The organism is Lentzea tibetensis (genome assembly GCF_007845675.1).
Taxonomy (GTDB): domain Bacteria; phylum Actinomycetota; class Actinomycetes; order Mycobacteriales; family Pseudonocardiaceae; genus Lentzea; species Lentzea tibetensis.
In genome coordinates, this window is sequence record NZ_VOBR01000003.1 from 209,438 (window position 1) to 226,099 (window position 16,662).

Genomic DNA, 16,662 nt, shown 5'->3' on the forward strand with positions numbered 1-16,662 from the left:
ATAGGCGAGAATCGGCGGCGTGACGTTCGGCATCCTGGGGCCACTCGAGGCGCGCACGGCGGACGGCCCGGTCGCGCTCGGCGGACCGCGGCCCCGGTCGCTGCTCGCGCTGCTGCTGCTCGAGGCAGGCCACGTGGTGCCGACGGACCGCCTGATCGACGGCCTGTACGGCGAGGACCCGCCCGGTGACGCCGCGAACGCGTTGCAGGGCCAGGTCTCCCGCCTGCGCCGCACGCTCGGCAGCGGTGTGATCGAGTTCCACCCGGCCGGGTACCGCATCGTCGTCTCGCCGGACGACGTCGACGCGCACCGCTTCACGCGGCTGGCCGCCGACGGGCGCCGCGCGCTGGAGGCGGGTGACGCCGCGTCGGCTTCGTCACTGCTGCGCTCGGCGCTGGAGCTGTGGCGCGGGCCCGCGCTGGTGGACGTCCCGGTCGCCACCGCCCAGGCCGCCCGGCTGGAGGAGCTGCGCGTCGCGGCACTGGAGGACCGGGTCGCCGCCGACCTGCTGCTCGGTGAGGCCGGACTGGTCGCCGAGCTGCAGGAGCTCGTGGCCGCGCACCCGTTGCGCGAACGGTTGCGGGGGCAGCTGATGCGCGCGCTGTACGGCGCGGGACGGCAGGCCGAGGCGCTCGAGGTGTACGAGGACGCCCGCCGCCTGCTGGCCGACGAGCTGGGCGCGGACCCGTCGCCCGAGCTGGCCGCGGTGCACCTCGCGGTGCTGCGCGGGGAGACGGTGGCGCGGACCGGGTTGCCCGCGCAGCTGACCAGCTTCGTCGGCCGCGAAGGGGAGCTGACGCGCATCGCGGACCTGCTGGACCGCGAACGGCTCGTCACGCTCACCGGTCCCGGTGGCGCGGGCAAGACCAGGCTCTCCGTCGAGGCCGCCGCCCGCGACCCGCGCGAGTCGTGCTTCGTCGACTTCGCCCAGCTCCGCGACGGCACCGGCGTCCAGCAGACCGTGCTCGGCGCACTCGGCCTGCGTGAATCCGGTCTGCCGCAACAGGATCCGCGCGAACGGCTGGTCGCTGCGCTGCACGACCGCAAAGTGCTGCTGGTACTGGACAACTGCGAGCACGTGATCGACGCGGCCGCGCAGCTCGCCCACGACCTGCTCGGCGCCTGCCCGGACCTGCGCGTCATCGCGACGAGCCGGGAGGCGCTGAACATCACCGGCGAGGTCCTGTGTCCGGTCCCGCCGCTGGAGCTGGAACCGTCGGTCAGCCTCTTCAAGGACCGGGCGAGAGCCGTGCGCCCGGAGTTCACCCCGGACGACGACACCCGCCGCATCTGCGCCGCGCTCGACGGTCTGCCGCTGGCGATCGAGCTCGCGGCGGCCAGGCTCCGCACGCTCACGACCGGCGAGCTGGCGTCCCGTTTGGACGATCGCTTCCGGTTGTTGAACCGGGGCAGCAGGACGGTCGCGCCACGACACCAGACGCTCCGCGCGGTCGTGGAGTGGAGCTGGGACCTCCTCGACGAGGAGGAGCAGGACCTGGCCGCGCGGCTGTCGGTGTTCGCCGGCGGTGCGACGCTCGAGTCGGCGGCGCACGTGTGCGCGTCGGACGACGTGCTCGACCTGTTGGCGGGCCTGGTCGACAAGTCGCTCGTCGAGGTGTCCGACGGGCGTTATCGCATGCTGGAGACGATCCGCGCGTTCTGCGCCGAACGCCTGGAGAACCCGGAGGCGACGGCGCGGAGGCACGCCGAGTACTTCCGCGACCTGGCCGCGGAGGCGGACGCGCACCTGCGCAACGAAGAGCAGCTCACCTGGATCGCCCGCCTCGGCGCCGAGCACGCGAACCTCCGGGCGGCGCTCGCCTGGGCCGTGGCTGCGGACGAACCGCTGGCGCTCGACCTGTTCCGCGAGCTGTCCTGGTACTGGTACCTGCGCGGGGTGCGGGCCGAGGTCGTGCCGCTCGCCCAGCGGCTGCTCGCCCAGCTCGAACCGTCGGCGACGGAGGAGTACGTGATCATCGCGGCGCACGCGGCGCCCGAGCAGGTCGCCGAGCTCCTCCCGCGGCTCACCGGGCCGATCAGGCAGCCGTTCGTGCTGATCGCGTGGGCGATGCTGGCCGGGCCGCCGGACCCGGACACGGAGACCAACCCGCTGCGGATCGAGATCGAGTCCAGCACCGACCCGTGGATCCAGGGCCTCGTCGGCTTCAGCAACGGCTACACCACCTGGTTCGTCAGCGGCGACCGGGAGGGCGCGGAACGGTCCTGTCTCGACGCGCTGACCAAGTTCCGCTCGCTCGGCGAACGGTGGGGGCTCGCCCAGGTGCTCGACGCGCTCGCCAACCTCGCCACGGACCCGGCAAGAGCGGTGGAGCTGACCGACGAGGCGCTGGAGGTCGTCGGCCAGCTCAGTGCGTCCGAGGAGCTCGCCGAGCTGCGCTGCCGTCGCGCGGACCGGCTGGTGGCGCTCGGTGATCTCGTTGGCGCGCAACGGGACTACTCGCTCGCGCTGGAGCTGGCCAGACGGGCCGGGCTCGCGGCGACGCGGGCGCTGGCGCACGCCGGGCTCGGCGAGCTGGCCCGGCGGCGCGGTGAGCTGGCCGAGGCGCGGCGGCTGCTGGACCAGGCGGTGCTGGAGACCGGGCCGGGCTGGATGCACGACGCCGCACGGGCGCAGGTCGACGAGGCGTTCGCCAGACTCGCCGCCGACGAAAGCAGGTCGTGAGTGATCAGGAGTGCTATAGGCCTCCCAATCACTCACGACCTCTGACCTGCGCTGGCGTAGTCGGGGAGCGTGATCCCGTTGGCGGCCTTCATGTCCATCCGCGCGAACATCCCGCCCAGCGGCAGCCGGGCCATCGCGTTGAACATCCTGTCGCGCAACCAGATCCGCGTCCGCGACTTCGGCGCGAGGAACGGTCCGGGATTGCCCTGACAGCCCGCCGCGTACGGGCGGATCAGCGCCTCGTACGCCGCGAACGCGGCAACGTGGTCGCGATGTGCCGCCAGCTCACCGGCCAGCACGTACGACGACACGATCGCCAGCCCCGTGCCCATGCCGCCGAGCGCCGCGCCGTACCCCGCGTCACCGACCAGACCGATGCGGCCACTGGTGATGCGATCCATCCGCACCCTCGTGATGGGGTCGAAGAAGAAGTCCTCCGCGTCACGCATGATCTCGAGCAGCTCGGGCGTGTGCCAGCCCATGCCCTCGTACGCCCGCGCGACGATCTCCTTCTGCGCGGCCACATCCCGCCGGTCGTAGTCCAGCTCCTCGGACGCGAAGAGGAACAGGCCGGGGCTCGCGACCCGGCCGGGCGTCGTGCACATCGTGTTCCCGTAGGAGTCGGGAGCGCTGAACGACGCGACGTAGTAGCCGAGGAACTCGGGCGTCCAGCCGGAGAACGCCAGCGCCCGGACCCCGGAGTGCATGCCGTCCGCGCCGATGACCAGATCGAACCGCCGGGGCGCGCCGCGCGAGAACGTCACGTCGACACCGGAACCGTCGTCCACCACACCGGTGATGTGGTCACCGAAGACGTACTCGACGTCGGAAGACGTTGCGTCGTAAAGGATCCGGCTCAGGTTGCCGCGCAGGATCTCGACCTCGCCCGCGGTGAAGTCGGCAGGCAGCACCGCGTGCGTCCGGCCGGACTCGTCGACGAACACGCAGTCCTGCCGCGCGGTCTGCCGGCGGCGGATCTCGTCGAGGACACCCATGCGACGCAGCACGCTCAGGTGCGCGTCGCCGCGGAAGTCGACGGCCTGGCCGCCCGGCCGCAGCGCGGGGGCGCGCTCGACCACCGTGGGGTTGAAGCCGAACCGCCGCAGCCAGAAGGCGAGCGACGGCCCGGCGATGCTCGCGCCGGAGATCAGGATGTCCATGCCCCGCAGGGTCAAAGACGCCGCTGACCATCCACTGACCGAGTGCTGACCGCGTGATCAGCCGACCAGGCCGAGCATCTGGCTGACCTGCGCCTGCCGCGACTGGACGACGCGGTCCGCGTACGCCTTCGTCTCGGGGTTGGAGCCGTCCGCGATCTCGGTGCGGGCCATCTCGACCGCGCCGCCCTGGTGCCCGGTCATCAGGTTCAGGTAGGTGGTGTCGAACTCGGCGCCGCTGAGGTCCTTGAGGTCGTTGAGCACCTTCGCGTCGATGAGCGGCAGCCCGCCGTGGTGGGCGTGCGCGTTCGGGTTGTGGTCCGTCGTCGTCGGCTTGCCCCAGGTCTGCAGCCACGACTTCAGCGTGGTGAGCTCCTCGCGCTGCGTCGAGTCGACCGCCGCGGCGAGGTCCCTCAGCTCCTGGCGGGTCGCCTTCGCCTTGGCGACCACGGCCATGTCCACGCCCTGCTCGAGGTGCGCGATCATCATCTGCGCGAACATGACGTCCGCGTCGTTGTGGGCCGACGAGACCGAGGCGCTGGTGGGTGGTGGGGGGGGGGGGGGCCCCGGCCCCCCGCCCCCCCCCCCCCGCCCCCCCCCCCCCCCCCCACCCCGCGAGCACCAGCACCGCGGCGAGAGCCGCGATCAGGTTGTGCCGCATGAGATTCAGATCTTCTCCCAGAGCGCTGCCGCGTTCGGCGGCTCCCAGCCGGGCAGTGACGTGTGCGCCTGGCGGCAGCGGTACGTGGAGCCGCCGTAGGTCACCGTCTGGCCGACCGAGTACGCCGTGTTCGCCGCCCACGTGCCACCTGCAGGCGGTGGTGTGGTCGTCGGAGGCGTCGTGGTCGGGGGCTGCGTGGTCGTGGTCGGCGGGTTGCCGCCACCGCCACCGATGTTCAGGTCGACGCACGAGTAGAACGCGTTGACCGTGTCACCGATGTTCCAGATCGCGAGCAGCTTCTGCCGTCCGCTGAAACCACCGAAGTTGATGTTGTGCGTGACGGTCGCCGGGGGCTGCACGTTGCCGCCGTCCACGAAACCGACCCGAGTGCCACCGATGTAGTACTCGTAGTTCGCCGTGCGGTGCCGTGCGGTGAAGGTCCAGGTGAACGACGCCGAGCTGCCGACGTTGCTCACGCGCCAGCCCTTGTTGTCGTCGCTCAGCTCCGCGAACTGACCCAGGTTCGCGTGACAGCTGCGCAGCCCCTTCGGGCCCTCGACGCTCTGCGGTTCGTACTTGATGTTGCCGCAGGCGACGATGCCTTGTGCGCACTGAGCCTGACGACTGGCCGGGGACGAAACGTAACCGTGAGCGTTCGCCGTTGCGGCCGGGAGAGTGAAGATCAGCAGGGGCGCTAACCCTGCAATGACAGCGAGTTTCCGCTTCAAATGCATGGTGAAGCTCCTTCTGGACTGTTCCCAGGCGGGGTGGACCCCGAGCAGGGGGCGGGAACCGGGGAGCAGTGGATCGCTCACCGATCCAGTTGTGGTCTAGACCATAAACCTGACTGCGGAAAGCGGTCAAGGCATCACATTTCGGGGTTGGAAGCGGTTGAAACCGGGTATCTGCGCCGGGAGAGGTGACCTCGAGGAGGAGTCATGCGCGACTTCGGCGAGCCTGCTCGCGCGTCGGGACCGGGCGTGGTCGTGGAGGGTCCACCGGACGCGCCGACCGTGCTGGTGATCGATCCGGCAGGCGCGGCGAGCCACGGCGAGATCCCGGCGACCTGGCGCGAGCTGACCGACCACCTGCGCGTCGTCTGGTTGCGCGCGCCCGCCGCGCCGGACTGGCTGTCCACAATGGACCGCGTGCTCGCCAGGCACCACGGCGACCGCGCGACGATCGACGTCGTCACGAGCGGTCCGCTGGCCGGTCAGGTGCTGGATCTCGCGTCACGGCACCAAAGCCTGGTTCGCTCGCTGCTGCTGGTCGACCCCGAGATCGAGCGGACCGTCGAGGGGCTCGACGTCCGGGTCATCGCGGTGACCGACGAGGGCCCGGCGCCGATCGGGCATCCGGACGTGGTCGTCGCCGTCGTGCGCGAGCTGCTCTCGCTCGACTCGGACCGCGACATGGAGCCGCCGCGCAAGTCCGGCGCGTCGCTGGTCTGGCAGGCCGTGCACGCGGTGTGGGAGTCGCTGGCCCAACGGGCCCCCAAATGATCTTTTCCGTGCTGCTCACGCCGCTGGCCAAGGGCGTGATCATCCGCAGACCGCGGGTGATGGCGCTGGCCGAGCGGCAGCAGTGGGACGCGTGCGGTATCCGCGCCATGCAGAGACTGCGCGCGAAGCACGGTCTCGCGCCGTACCCGCTGCGGATCTTCGGCAGGCAGTTCGCGCTGCTCATCGACCCCGCCGAAGTCGAACGGGTGCTGGAGCACTCGCCGGAACCGTTCGCACCCGCCACCCGTGAGAAGACCGCCGCGCTGCGGCACTTCCAGCCGCACGGCGTGCTCACCTCACGCGGGGAGCTGCGCGAGCTGCGCCGGGCGTTCAACGAGATCGTGCTGGCCGCGGACGTCGATGTCGAGGCGGTCGTCGAGTACGAGGTCGACCGGATGCTGCAGCACACCACGACGCTGGACTGGGACACTTTCGCCGTCTGCTGGTGGCGCATCGTGCGCCGGATCGTGCTGGGCACGGGCGCGCGCGACGACAACGGGCTGACCGACTCGCTCGCCGCGCTGCGCCGTGCCGCGAACTGGGCTTTCCTGCGCCCGCAGCGGCGCGGGCTGCGGCGGAGGTTCCAGCGCGGCCTGGCCGTGCACCTCGACCGCGCCGAGCAGGGCACTTTGGCCGCCGCGATCGCGGACGTGCCGGTGGCGCCGGGCGTCGACCCGTACGGGCAGGTGCCGCACTGGCTGTTCGCGTTCGACGCGGCAGGCATGTCGACGTTCCGCGCGCTCACCCTGCCGCCCGACGACCTGGCCGTGCTCGAGGCGGTCCGCCTGTGGCCGACGACGCCGCTGCTGCTGCGCGAGTCCACCGTGGACGGCACGACGTACCTCATCTACACGCCGTTCTTCCACCGAGACGACGAGACGCTGCCGTTCGCACACCGGTTCGCCCCCGAGATCTGGCGCAACGGCCGCAAGCCCGCACTGGTGCCGTTCAGCGCGGGACCGGGCGTCTGCCCCGGCCGGGACCTGGTGCTGCGGACCGGCGCGGCGGTGCTGACCGCCTTGCGCGCGCGTCACCACTTCACGCCGAGCGTGTCGTTCGGGCCCGAGCTGCCCGCGACCCTCAACCACTTCGGACTTCGCTTCGAAGTGAACTGAACCGTCCGGTCATCCCTCCCGTATGCCCCGGCAGGAGACTCAGTGGGAGGACGGATGCACGCGCGTCTGCTCGTCGTCGTGATCAGCTTGTTGGCACTGCTCACCTCGGGCTGCTCGATGATCGGTGGCAAGGAGGACGCGGTCGCCAACGAGGCGGACGCGACGTTCTCCCTGCGAATGATCCCGCACCACCGCCAGACGATCGAGATCGCGAAACTCGCGCCGGAGCGGTCGACCGACGTGTTCGTCACCGGCATCGCGGACCAGATCGCGAACGCCGAGAACAGCGAGATCTCCCAGATGGCGGACTACCTCAAGCAGTGGAACATCCAGGTGCCCGGCGACGACGCCAAGGCGACGCACGCCATGGCCGGAATGCTGAGCTCCAAGGACATGGAAGCGCTCAAGGCCGCCAAGGGCGCCCAGTTCGACGCGCTGTTCCTCCCGACGCTCGCCAAGCACCTGCGCAGCGGCATCCAGATGGCCAAGGACGCGCAGGGCAAGGGCATCCACGCCGGCTCGCGCGCACTGGCCGGCAAGATCATCGACTCTCAGTCCGCCGTCGTGGACGAGATCGCCAAACGAGGCAAGGCCTGATTCCCCCGCCAGGCATCCTCCGACGCCCCCTCCGCCCGGCCTCCCGCCCGGCAGAGGGGGCGTCTTCGCGTTTCCGCCAGCTCGTCAGTCCTTGATCGCCTGAGAGCTCGCGATCAAGACCGAGTGGGCGGCGAACCTGCCAGCTTGGTTCGTGGACATCGTGGTCACACCGGGGATGGTCTTCTTCCTCAGGTGCGCCTGCAGTTCGTCGTCGGATTCGATGAACTCGACGAGCTGGTCAGGATCGACGCAACGGGTCAGCGTCGCCCGAAGGTTCGTCTGCGGTGTGATCCCACCACAAAGGCACTTCGATCGTCTCGGTTCCGTTGGGCACACGCAGGACGAGCCGGTCGTCGCGACCACCGCTGGGCACGAGTCCGATGCTGTTCGCGGCGCAGCGGTCGTGAAGCTTGGCTTTCAGTGCTCGCTCCACCACCTGAGCGGCCTCAGCTCGGCGCAGTCGAGCCGCTTGCGTACTGGGTCGGGCAGCAGTGACCGCCTGATGGGCTTCCTGTTCGGACGTGGCACTGATCCAGTCAACCGCCAGGTCGTGATCTGACGCTCGCTAGTTTCGAACTAGCGGGAGATCTCGCGCCTCCTGGGTGAAGGAGGTGCGAGATGGAGAAACTGCGGGTCGCGGTCATCGTCGGGTCCACCCGGATGGGGCGGGTCGGCGACGAGATCGGTCGCTGGGCCGCCGACCGGGCGAGTGCCCGCGCGGGCCTGGACGTCACCACGGTCGACCTGGCCGAGTTCGACTTCCCCGCGCGCTACCCCGAGCAGGCCACCGAGCCGATGCGGGACTTCACCAAGCGCATCGACCACGCGGACGCCTTCGTCATCGTCACCCCCGAGTACAACCGGAGCTTCCCGGCGTCGCTCAAGCAGGCCATCGACTACGCCTACGACGAGTGGCACGGCAAGCCCGCGGGGTTCGTCTCCTACGGCCACCGCTCCGAGGGCTGGTTCGCCGTCGAGCAGCTGCGCACGGTCTTCACCGAGCTGCACGTCGTCACCATGCGCGACTTCGTCGGCATCAACCTGCTCGACGACGACCTGCGTGAACGAGAACGCCAGGCCGACACGCTGCTCGACCAGCTCACCTGGTGGGGCACCGCGCTGAGGAACGCCCGTCCCTACGTCTCCTGAAAGGAAAGAACATGCTGGCGATCGAGACCAAAGGCCTGGTCAAGGTGTTCGGCAAGACCCGTGCGGTCGACGGCGTCGACCTCGCGGTCCCCGCGGGCACCGTCTACGGGCTGCTCGGGCCGAACGGCGCGGGCAAGACGACCACCGTCCGGCTGCTCGCGACGTTGCTCAAGCCCGACGACGGCGTCGCCGAAGTGTTCGGGCACGACGTGCGCGCCGATCCGGACGCCGTGCGTGCGCTGGTCAGCCTCACCGGGCAGTACGCATCGGTCGACGAGGACCTGACGGGTACGGAGAACCTGATCCTGCTCGGCAGGCTGCTCGGCCACACGGGCAAGTCGGCCAGGGCACGCGGCGAGCAGCTGCTGGAGGCGTTCGGGCTGACCGACGCGAAGGACCGCCAGGTCAAGAACTACTCCGGCGGCATGCGGCGCAGGCTGGACATCGCGGCCAGCATCTTCGCCACGCCGCAGCTGCTGTTCCTCGACGAGCCGACGACCGGGCTCGACCCGCGCAGCCGCAACCAGGTGTGGGACATCGTCCGCGCCGTCGTGGACGCGGGCACCACGGTCCTGCTCACCACCCAGTACCTCGACGAGGCCGACCAGCTGGCGAGCCGCATCGCGGTGATCGACCGCGGCAAGGTCATCGCCGAGGGCACCAAGGGCGAGCTGAAGGCCAGCGTCGGCGTCGGATCGATCCACGTGCGGCTGCGTGACGCCGGCCAGCGCGCCGAGGCGCAGCAGCTGCTCACGCGCGTGCTCGACGCCGACATCCAGCTCGACTCCGACCCGGTCGCGCTCACCGCGTGTCTCGGGGGCCACGCGACCGAGCAGGCCGCGGAAGCACTCGCCCAGCTCGCCCGCGCGGGCATCACCGTCGACAACTTCTCACTCGGCCAGCCGAGCCTCGACGAGGTCTTCCTGGCACTGACCGACAAGGAGCAGGCAGCATGACCGCCACCATCGAGCAACTGGAAGCCCCGAAGCCGGAGGCGCTGGCGGCCGTGCTCGTTGCGAAGACGCGGCCGCCGCGACCGAGCGCGCTCAGCGCGAGCATCACGTTCGGCTGGCGCGCGGTGCTGAAGATCAAGCACGTGCCCGAGCAGCTGTTCGACGTCACCGCGTTCCCGATCATGATGATCCTGATGTTCACGTACCTCTTCGGCGGTGCGCTGGCCAGCTCGCCGACCGAGTACCTGCAGTTCCTGCTGCCGGGCATCATGGTCACGAGCGTCGTGATGATCACGATGTACACGGGTGTCGCGGTCAACACGGACATCGAGAAGGGCGTGTTCGACCGGTTCCGCACGCTGCCGATCTGGCGTCCCGCGCCGATGGTCGGCTACATCCTCGGCGACCTGCTGCGGTACGTGCTGGCGTCCACGACGATCATGCTGGTCGGACTGGTGCTCGGCTACCGGCCCGCAGGCGGCTTCACCGGCGTGGTGCTCGCGGTCGGTGTGCTGATGGCGTTCTCGTTCGCGTTCTCCTGGGTGTGGACGATGTTCGGCCTGCTGATGCGCAGCGAGAAGTCCGTGATGGGCGTGAGCATGCTCGTGCTGATGCCGCTCACGTTCCTCAGCAACGTCTACGTGAACCCGGCGACGATGCCGGGCTGGCTCCAGGCGTTCGTGAACGTCAACCCGATCACGCAGCTCGTGTCCGCGGTGCGCGGCTTCATGAGCGGCAGCGCCGACGCGGGCGCGCTGTCGTGGACGCTCGGCTACACGATCGCGTTCACGGTGGTCTTCGGTGCGCTGACGATGAGGCTCTACAACCGGAAGTGAACGCGCTCGGCCGGCTGGTACAGGCAGGTCGACCCGGTGGAGACGGCGGCGCGCAGGTGCGCCGCCAGCTCCGGGTGGATGTCGTCGAGCCTGCGGAGCGTGTCGCGGATCCTGGCCGTCACGGCCTTCCGCGCGCGCTCCGCCTCGTCGCCCAGCCGTCTCGTTCGTCCCGCGAGTCCCGCCGCGGCACGGAGTTCCTCCAGCAACGCCACGCGCTCGCGGTCCAGTGCCGCGGCGCGGTCGTCGTTCCCGGCGAGCGACGCGGAGTCGATCTCCTCGTCCAGCTGGGAAAGCCGTCGCTGGTAGGCGGCTTTCGCTTGGGCATCAAGGATGTCGTCACCGCCGAGCCGCGCGGACGGCACGGCGTCCGGGTCGAGCAGCGACACCGCCGGCACCGGTACACCAGCTCGGCTCAGCAGCACGTGCAGATCCCGCAGGCCCTTCGCGTCCGGCAGGTTCGCTGAACGGCCAGCGAACCGGAGCATCCACACCGGACCCTCGCGGTGGAACTCGTTGTCCCCCAACGGCATGCCCAGGTGGGCGCGGGCCTTCTCCGCCCAGGGGCGCGACCGCATCCGCTCAGCGGACTCGACGGCCGCGGTGAACTTCTCGGTCGCCGACGGCAGTCCGAGCGCGGCCTCGACCAGGCCGAGGTACAGGTCGACGGGACCGCTGATGTCGCAGCCGTACAACGACACCAGCCACTGACCGCGGTACGGCATGAGCGCGGTGCGCACCTGTTCGCACAGCTCCCGGTCGCCCGTCGCGGCCGCGAACTCGGCGCGGAACCGCCACCACAGCGGCTCGAACCAGCGCTGGTGCCGTTCGTCCTTGGTGGGGAACTCGGCGAGGTGCGGACGTGCCGCCTCCACGTCACCGCGGTGCAGCGCGACGAGCCCGGCGAGCAGACCGGGGTAGGAGTAGCCGCTGTTCTCGATGTCCGACCTCATCGCGTCGATCGCGTCGAGGTCACCGCGCAGCATCCGCAGCGCCCACCACAGGTGCACCTGCATCGTCGACGGGTAGGCGTGCTCGCCCGACAGCCCGTCCGCCTGGCGCAGCAACGCCTCCGCCTCGTCGAAGCCGCCGATCATCGCGGTGATGACGCTCCGGTCGATCGACGACGCCCACGTGAAACGCGGCATCCCGGCCCGTTCGCAGAGCGCGAGAAACGCGTGGAACTGGTCCAGGTAGGCGGGATCTCCCAGCTCCAGCATGGCGACCCAGCGCAGTGACATCGCGAACTGCTCGGTCGTCACGGAGCCCGTGCGCCGGGAGACCTCGATCAACTCGTCGGTGAGCTCGAGGCGTTCCGCCGCGTTGCCGAGGCCCCAGGTGACGTCGTGGGTCGCCCACAGGCTGTGCGTCAGCACCTCGTCGTCGTCGCCGTCACGGGCCAGCTTCGCCACGAACGCGCTGAGCTCGCGGGCCAGTTCCTCCTGCGTGCGACCGGGGTCCGGCTTGCCGATCATCCGCTCGTACGCCTCGTCGAGGAACGGCACGGCATCCGTCGGCTCCTTGAACCGGTACGCGACCAGCGCGACCCGTGCCAGCAGCTCCGGGTCGTCGACCTCACGCGCCACTCGGGCGGCGTCCTCGAAGACCTGCCAGCCGCCGGGGCGATCGCCGTTGTGGATCATCTCGTGGCCGAGGTCGAGCGCGATCATCACCCTGCGCTGCGGGTTCTCCGAGCGTTCGGCCGCGCGCTGGAAGTACCCGATCGACTCGTCGATCGCGAGCCGGTCGCTCGCGTCCCGTGCCGCGGCGACGAGCAGGTCCGCGGCCTTGGCCGGGTCGACGCGGTCACCGGCGAGGTAGGCGTGACGCCCCTTCTCGGCCGGTTCGGTGACCGCGTCGGCGGCGGCCGCGTGCCACCGCGCCGGGTCGTCGAGGCCGGCGTACAACGTCTCGCGGACGAGGTCGTGCACGAACGAGAAACGCCCGCCGCCCAGCGAGATCACCAGCCGCGCCTGCGCCGCCTGGTCGAGCAGCCGGTCGACCTGCGGCGCCGGTGCACCCGCCGTCGCGGCCAGCACCGGGCGGTGGAACTCGCGGCCCAGCACGGCCGCAGTGGTCAGCAGGTCGCTGACCGGCTGGGGCAGCAACGACATCCGGCGCTGCAACGCGTCCCGCACGCCCGGCGGGATCGTCGTGGTGCTGCCGGTGTGCCACAGCCGCGCGGTCTGTTCGACGAAGAACGGGTTGCCGCCGGTGCGCCGGTGCATCTCGGCGACCAGTTCGGGATCGGGCTTGGCGCCGGTCGTGCGCTCGATCAGCTCGCCGACCTCGGCCGCGTCGAGACCGGTGAGCGTCACGGTCGTCGCCTTGGCCAGCAACGGGGACATCAGCTGCTCGTCGACCTCGCCGTCGCGGTACGTGCCGATCAGCACGAGCCGTTCGAACCAGGTGTGCTGCGCGGCGAACTCCAGCAGCTTCAACGACGCCGCGTCCGCCCAGTGCAGGTCGTCCAGCACGACCACGATCGGACGGTCCTGCGCGGCCGACACCAGCGCGGTCGTCACGGCGTCGTAGAGCGTGAAGCTGTCGGTGGCCTGCGAGGTGGTCTCGCCGAGCAGCGCGGACAGCGCGGGGTGGCTGATCGCGTGCGTGCGGCCCTGATTCGTGCGGCGCAGCGCGCGGACGACCTGCGTCCACGGCCAGTAGCCCGGTGCGTTGTCCGAGTCCCAGCACGAACCGCCGAGCACGAGCGCGCCACGCGCCCGTGCTTCTTCCGCCGCGAGGGTGACGAGCGTCGTCTTCCCGATGCCCGCCTCACCGGTCACCAGCACCAGGCCGCCGTGGCTCTCCACGGCTCTGCTGATCTCCGCCCGCAGCACGCCAGCTGGGTGGTCTCGCCCGATCACCTGTGCGACGTTAGCCGAAGGGTCTGACAAACCCGGACGATCACGACGGGGGAGCGGGCGGCCCGTCGTAGTGGATCCGCTCGCGGAACGGCCGTCGTTCGAGCAGCGCGATGGCTTCGGCGACCAGGGTGCTGAGCGGGTAGGCGAGCTCGCCGTCGAACTGCTCGCGGGCGGCCTCGGTCGCGTCCCACTCGGCGTCCATGATCGGGATCAGCGCCTCGGCCTTCGGCGTCAGGTGCGCGATCCGCTGCCGCGCGTCGGTGCCGGGACGCAGCTCGGCGAGCCCGTCCTTGGCCATCTGGTTGACCGTCTGGCTGGCCGCGCTGTGCGTGACGCGCAGCTTCGTGGCGATGTCGCGGATCGAGAGCGGGCCGTGCTCGCGCAGCGCCCGGACGACGGGCACGTACCTGGGGCGCAGGTCTTCGACGCCGAGCTCTTCGTAGATCTTCATGACGTCGCCGTCGAGCAGTTCGAGCAGATGACGCAGCTGGGTCCCTAGCACTGCGCTAATATAACAGCACTGTTAGATCTGAGGGGAGATGGCGTGTACCCGGAGATCGAGCCCTACCAGCACGGCATGCTCGAGGTCGGCGACGGCAACCACATCTACTGGGAGACCAGCGGCAACCCGGACGGCAAGCCCGCCGTCGTGTGCCACGGCGGACCGGGGTCGGGCTCCCGGCCGTCCACCCGGCGGTTCTTCGACCCGGCCGCGTACCGGATCGTGCAGTTCGACCAGCGCGGGTGCGCTCGCAGCACGCCGCACGCGGGTGACCCGGCGACGTCGCTGGAGACGAACACGACCGCGCACCTCGTCGCGGACATGGAGTTGCTGCGCGAGTTCCTCGGCATCGAGAAGTGGCTCGTCATGGGCGGGTCGTGGGGTTCGACGCTCGCGCTGGTGTACGCCGAGCAGCACCCGCACCGCGTGTCGGAGCTGGTGATCCCGGCCGTGACGACGTCGCGGCACTCCGAGCACGCGTGGATCACCCGCGGGCTGCGGATCTTCTTCCCTGACCACTTCGAGGCGTTCCAGGCCGGGCTGCCGCCCGAGGACCGCGACGGCAACATCCCGGCCGCGTACCAGCGGCTGCTCAACTCGCCCGACCCGGAGGTGCGCGCGAAGGCCGCGTGGGACTGGTGCAAGTGGGATCTGGCCACGATCACCGGCGGGGACAACGACTTCACCGGCCGGTTCGCCGACCCGGACTTCCGCTACCTCTCCGCGCGGCTCGTCACGCACTACTGGGGCAACGAGGCGTTCCTCTCCGACGGCCAGGTGATCCGCGACCTCGGCAAGCTCGCCGGCATCCCCGGTGTGCTCATCCACGGCCGCAACGACTTCGGCGGCCCGCTCACCACAGCGTGGGACGTCGCGCAGGGGTGGCCCGACGCCGAGCTGGTGATCCTCAACGACGCCGGGCACACCGCGGACGAGAGCAGCAGCATGGAACGCGCCGTGCTCGCCGCACTCGACCGCTTCCGCAGGTAGAGCCTCGTGAGTGATTGGGAGCGCTATAGGCCTCCCAATCACTCACGACTGTCATGGTGCGGTGGGGCCGGGCTTGGCGTAGAGGTCCTCGCCCGCCCAGTGGATCCGGTCGTTCGCCGGCTTCGGGCGGAACGGCACGAAGTTCGCCGCGTCGTCCGTGCTCCCGGTGCCGTCGTACTTGGCGCGCAACGGGTACGGGAACACCGGGCGCGTGCGCGTGACGTTGCCCTGCTGGTCACGCCGCTCGGCGATCACCTTGTCCGGTGCCTTCCCTCGTTCGACCCAGCCGATCAGCTCCTTGAACGGGTCGAACGAGGTGAGCCCGGAGCCGTCCCCGCAGTGGTACATCGACGGGACGACGAACAGGCGTGCCCAGCTCTGCGGGACGCCCTTCGTCAGCCGCTGCCAGTAGTCCAGCGTGCCGTCGAACGGGATGGCCTCGTCGTTCGCGCCGTGCCAGATGATCAGCTTGCCGCCGGAGCGGCGGAAGTCGCGCAGGTCGAGGCTCATCGCGTTCGCCTTGAGCAGCTCGGGCGTCAGCCTGCGCAGCTCGGGCACGGTGAACTTGAACTCGGCGAGCGACGAGTGCGGCGTGCCGATCGGGTAGGCGAGGTGGCGCAGCCCGTTGTCCGCGAGGCCCGCCGAGATCGAGCCGCCGAACTCGGGGATCGGCGTGATCCAGCCGCGCCACGCGAGCTCGGAGCCGTACGTCTCGCCGCCGCCGGGGTACAGCTTGCGGCCGGCCGCGTCCGTCGGGCCCGCGTACAGCGCGCGCACGTTGTCGACTTCCGGCTGGGTGAGGCACGTCGGCTGGTCCGGTCCGTCGCACCGCAGCTTGCCGGGGTCGTAGTCGCACGCCCGCGGGTCGTCGATCTGGTCGTCGGTGAGCCCGTCGAGCTGGTCGCACTCGGCCATCACCGCGTTGTGCAGCACGGGCAGCTTCACGTCGGGGATCGGGTGACGCGCGAGCCACGCCTGGAGCACGACGATCGGGCCGTAGTGGTTGGCGGGCGCCCCGGCGATGATGCCGTCGAAGTCGTCCGGATAACGCTGTGCCAGCAGCAAGGCCTCGCGGCCGCCGTTGGAGCAGCCCGAGAAGTACGACTTGGTCGGCGCCTTGCCGTAGAACGCCTGGATGATTCGCTTGCTGGCCTTGGACAACACGTGCGGTGCGCGGAAGAAGTAGTCGTCCCGCGCGGCCTGGTTGTTCTTCCCCCAGGTCGTGTCGAACGGGTTCTCCGGCGGTGCCAGGTGGCCGTCATCGGTCGCCGCGACGGCCGCGTCACCCGCGCCCGGACCGCACTGCGGGAACGACGGCGCCTGCAGGTACCCGCAGAACCCGCCGCAGCCGTACGGCAGGTACCGGCCGCGGTACGTGCTGGTCGGCAGCTTCAGCTGGAAGCCGATGTTCGGTTCGATGGTGCCGCGCACGTCGCAGTGCTCGGCCTCCGCACCGGCGGCCACGACGGTCGCCGACTTGACGTGCGTCATCGCGTGCGGCACGTCGAAGTCGCGGACGAGGTCGGCGCACTGGCGCACCGGCCGGATGGTGGAATCCGTTGCTGCCGCAGCGGGAACGAGTCCCGCCGCGACGGTCGCGAGTGCGACGATGGGAACGAAGAGCTTGCGGTGCAAGGAAATCTTCACGAATTG

Annotated in this window: 15 protein-coding genes; 9 read left to right on the forward strand and 6 right to left on the reverse strand. The window is 70.4% G+C overall.

Annotated features, from left to right (window positions below; genetic code table 11):
- Positions 1-19: 19 nt before the first annotated feature.
- The gene (locus FKR81_RS05165) at positions 20-2,683 is read left to right on the forward strand and encodes a BTAD domain-containing putative transcriptional regulator (protein ID WP_235921309.1); all 2,664 of its coding nucleotides are present in this window, start codon (positions 20-22) and stop codon (positions 2,681-2,683) included.
- Positions 2,684-2,715: 32 nt separating this feature from the next.
- Here FKR81_RS05165 and FKR81_RS05170 read toward each other — a convergent pair whose 3' ends face one another.
- The 3 genes from FKR81_RS05170 to FKR81_RS05185 all read right to left on the reverse strand — a co-directional run bounded on the left by FKR81_RS05170 (position 2,716) and on the right by FKR81_RS05185 (position 5,235).
- On the reverse strand, positions 2,716-3,852 hold the full coding sequence (locus FKR81_RS05170; RefSeq protein ID WP_407936504.1) for an FAD-dependent monooxygenase: 1,137 nt from the start codon (positions 3,850-3,852) through the stop codon (positions 2,716-2,718).
- A 48-nt stretch (positions 3,853-3,900) separates the two neighbouring features.
- Positions 3,901-4,341 carry a DUF305 domain-containing protein gene (locus tag FKR81_RS05175; protein WP_146349770.1) on the reverse strand — a complete coding sequence of 147 codons (441 nt, stop codon included), beginning with the start codon at positions 4,339-4,341 and terminating at the stop codon, positions 3,901-3,903.
- Positions 4,342-4,506: 165 nt separating this feature from the next.
- Positions 4,507-5,235 carry a lytic polysaccharide monooxygenase gene (locus tag FKR81_RS05185; RefSeq protein ID WP_146349772.1) on the reverse strand — a complete coding sequence of 243 codons (729 nt, stop codon included), beginning with the start codon at positions 5,233-5,235 and terminating at the stop codon, positions 4,507-4,509.
- 204 nt (positions 5,236-5,439) lie between these two features.
- Here FKR81_RS05185 and FKR81_RS05190 point away from each other — a divergent pair, with 204 nt between their 5' ends.
- The 7 genes from FKR81_RS05190 (at position 5,440) to FKR81_RS05220 (ending at position 10,653) form a co-directional block, all read left to right on the forward strand.
- Positions 5,440-6,003 carry a hypothetical protein gene (locus FKR81_RS05190; RefSeq protein WP_146349773.1) on the forward strand — a complete coding sequence of 188 codons (564 nt, stop codon included), beginning with the start codon at positions 5,440-5,442 and terminating at the stop codon, positions 6,001-6,003.
- Entirely contained in the window at positions 6,000-7,118 is a 1,119-nt protein-coding gene (locus tag FKR81_RS05195; RefSeq protein ID WP_146349774.1) for a cytochrome P450 family protein, read from the forward strand. The genes FKR81_RS05190 and FKR81_RS05195 overlap by 4 nt, the downstream gene beginning before the upstream one ends.
- 54 nt (positions 7,119-7,172) lie before the next feature.
- Complete coding sequence (locus FKR81_RS05200) at positions 7,173-7,715, forward strand: DUF305 domain-containing protein (protein WP_146349775.1); 543 nt, start codon at positions 7,173-7,175, stop codon at positions 7,713-7,715.
- A gap of 151 nt (positions 7,716-7,866) precedes the next feature.
- On the forward strand, positions 7,867-8,274 hold the full coding sequence (locus FKR81_RS05205) for a hypothetical protein (RefSeq protein ID WP_146349776.1): 408 nt from the start codon (positions 7,867-7,869) through the stop codon (positions 8,272-8,274).
- A gap of 59 nt (positions 8,275-8,333) precedes the next feature.
- Entirely contained in the window at positions 8,334-8,864 is a 531-nt protein-coding gene (locus FKR81_RS05210; RefSeq protein ID WP_146349777.1) for an NADPH-dependent FMN reductase, read from the forward strand.
- An 11-nt stretch (positions 8,865-8,875) separates the two neighbouring features.
- On the forward strand, positions 8,876-9,820 hold the full coding sequence (locus FKR81_RS05215) for an ATP-binding cassette domain-containing protein (protein WP_146349778.1): 945 nt from the start codon (positions 8,876-8,878) through the stop codon (positions 9,818-9,820).
- On the forward strand, positions 9,817-10,653 hold the full coding sequence (locus FKR81_RS05220; RefSeq protein WP_146349779.1) for an ABC transporter permease: 837 nt from the start codon (positions 9,817-9,819) through the stop codon (positions 10,651-10,653). Before FKR81_RS05215 ends, FKR81_RS05220 begins: the two co-directional genes overlap by 4 nt.
- On the opposite strand, the gene FKR81_RS05225 is transcribed toward FKR81_RS05220, so the two are convergent.
- Complete coding sequence (locus FKR81_RS05225; protein WP_146349780.1) at positions 10,638-13,517, reverse strand: ATP-binding protein; 2,880 nt, start codon at positions 13,515-13,517, stop codon at positions 10,638-10,640. The genes FKR81_RS05220 and FKR81_RS05225 overlap by 16 nt on opposite strands.
- Positions 13,518-13,557: 40 nt before the next feature.
- Complete coding sequence (locus FKR81_RS05230) at positions 13,558-14,019, reverse strand: MarR family winged helix-turn-helix transcriptional regulator (protein WP_235921310.1); 462 nt, start codon at positions 14,017-14,019, stop codon at positions 13,558-13,560.
- A gap of 42 nt (positions 14,020-14,061) precedes the next feature.
- Between FKR81_RS05230 and pip the strand changes: the two genes are divergently transcribed.
- Positions 14,062-15,009: a prolyl aminopeptidase gene (gene pip, locus FKR81_RS05235; protein ID WP_186762784.1), complete on the forward strand. Its 948-nt coding sequence runs from the start codon at positions 14,062-14,064 to the stop codon at positions 15,007-15,009.
- A gap of 51 nt (positions 15,010-15,060) precedes the next feature.
- Here pip and FKR81_RS05240 read toward each other — a convergent pair whose 3' ends face one another.
- Positions 15,061-16,656 (reverse strand): tannase/feruloyl esterase family alpha/beta hydrolase, encoded by a 1,596-nt coding sequence (locus tag FKR81_RS05240; RefSeq protein WP_328593124.1) that lies wholly within the window; start codon positions 16,654-16,656, stop codon positions 15,061-15,063.
- Positions 16,657-16,662: the final 6 nt, after the last annotated feature.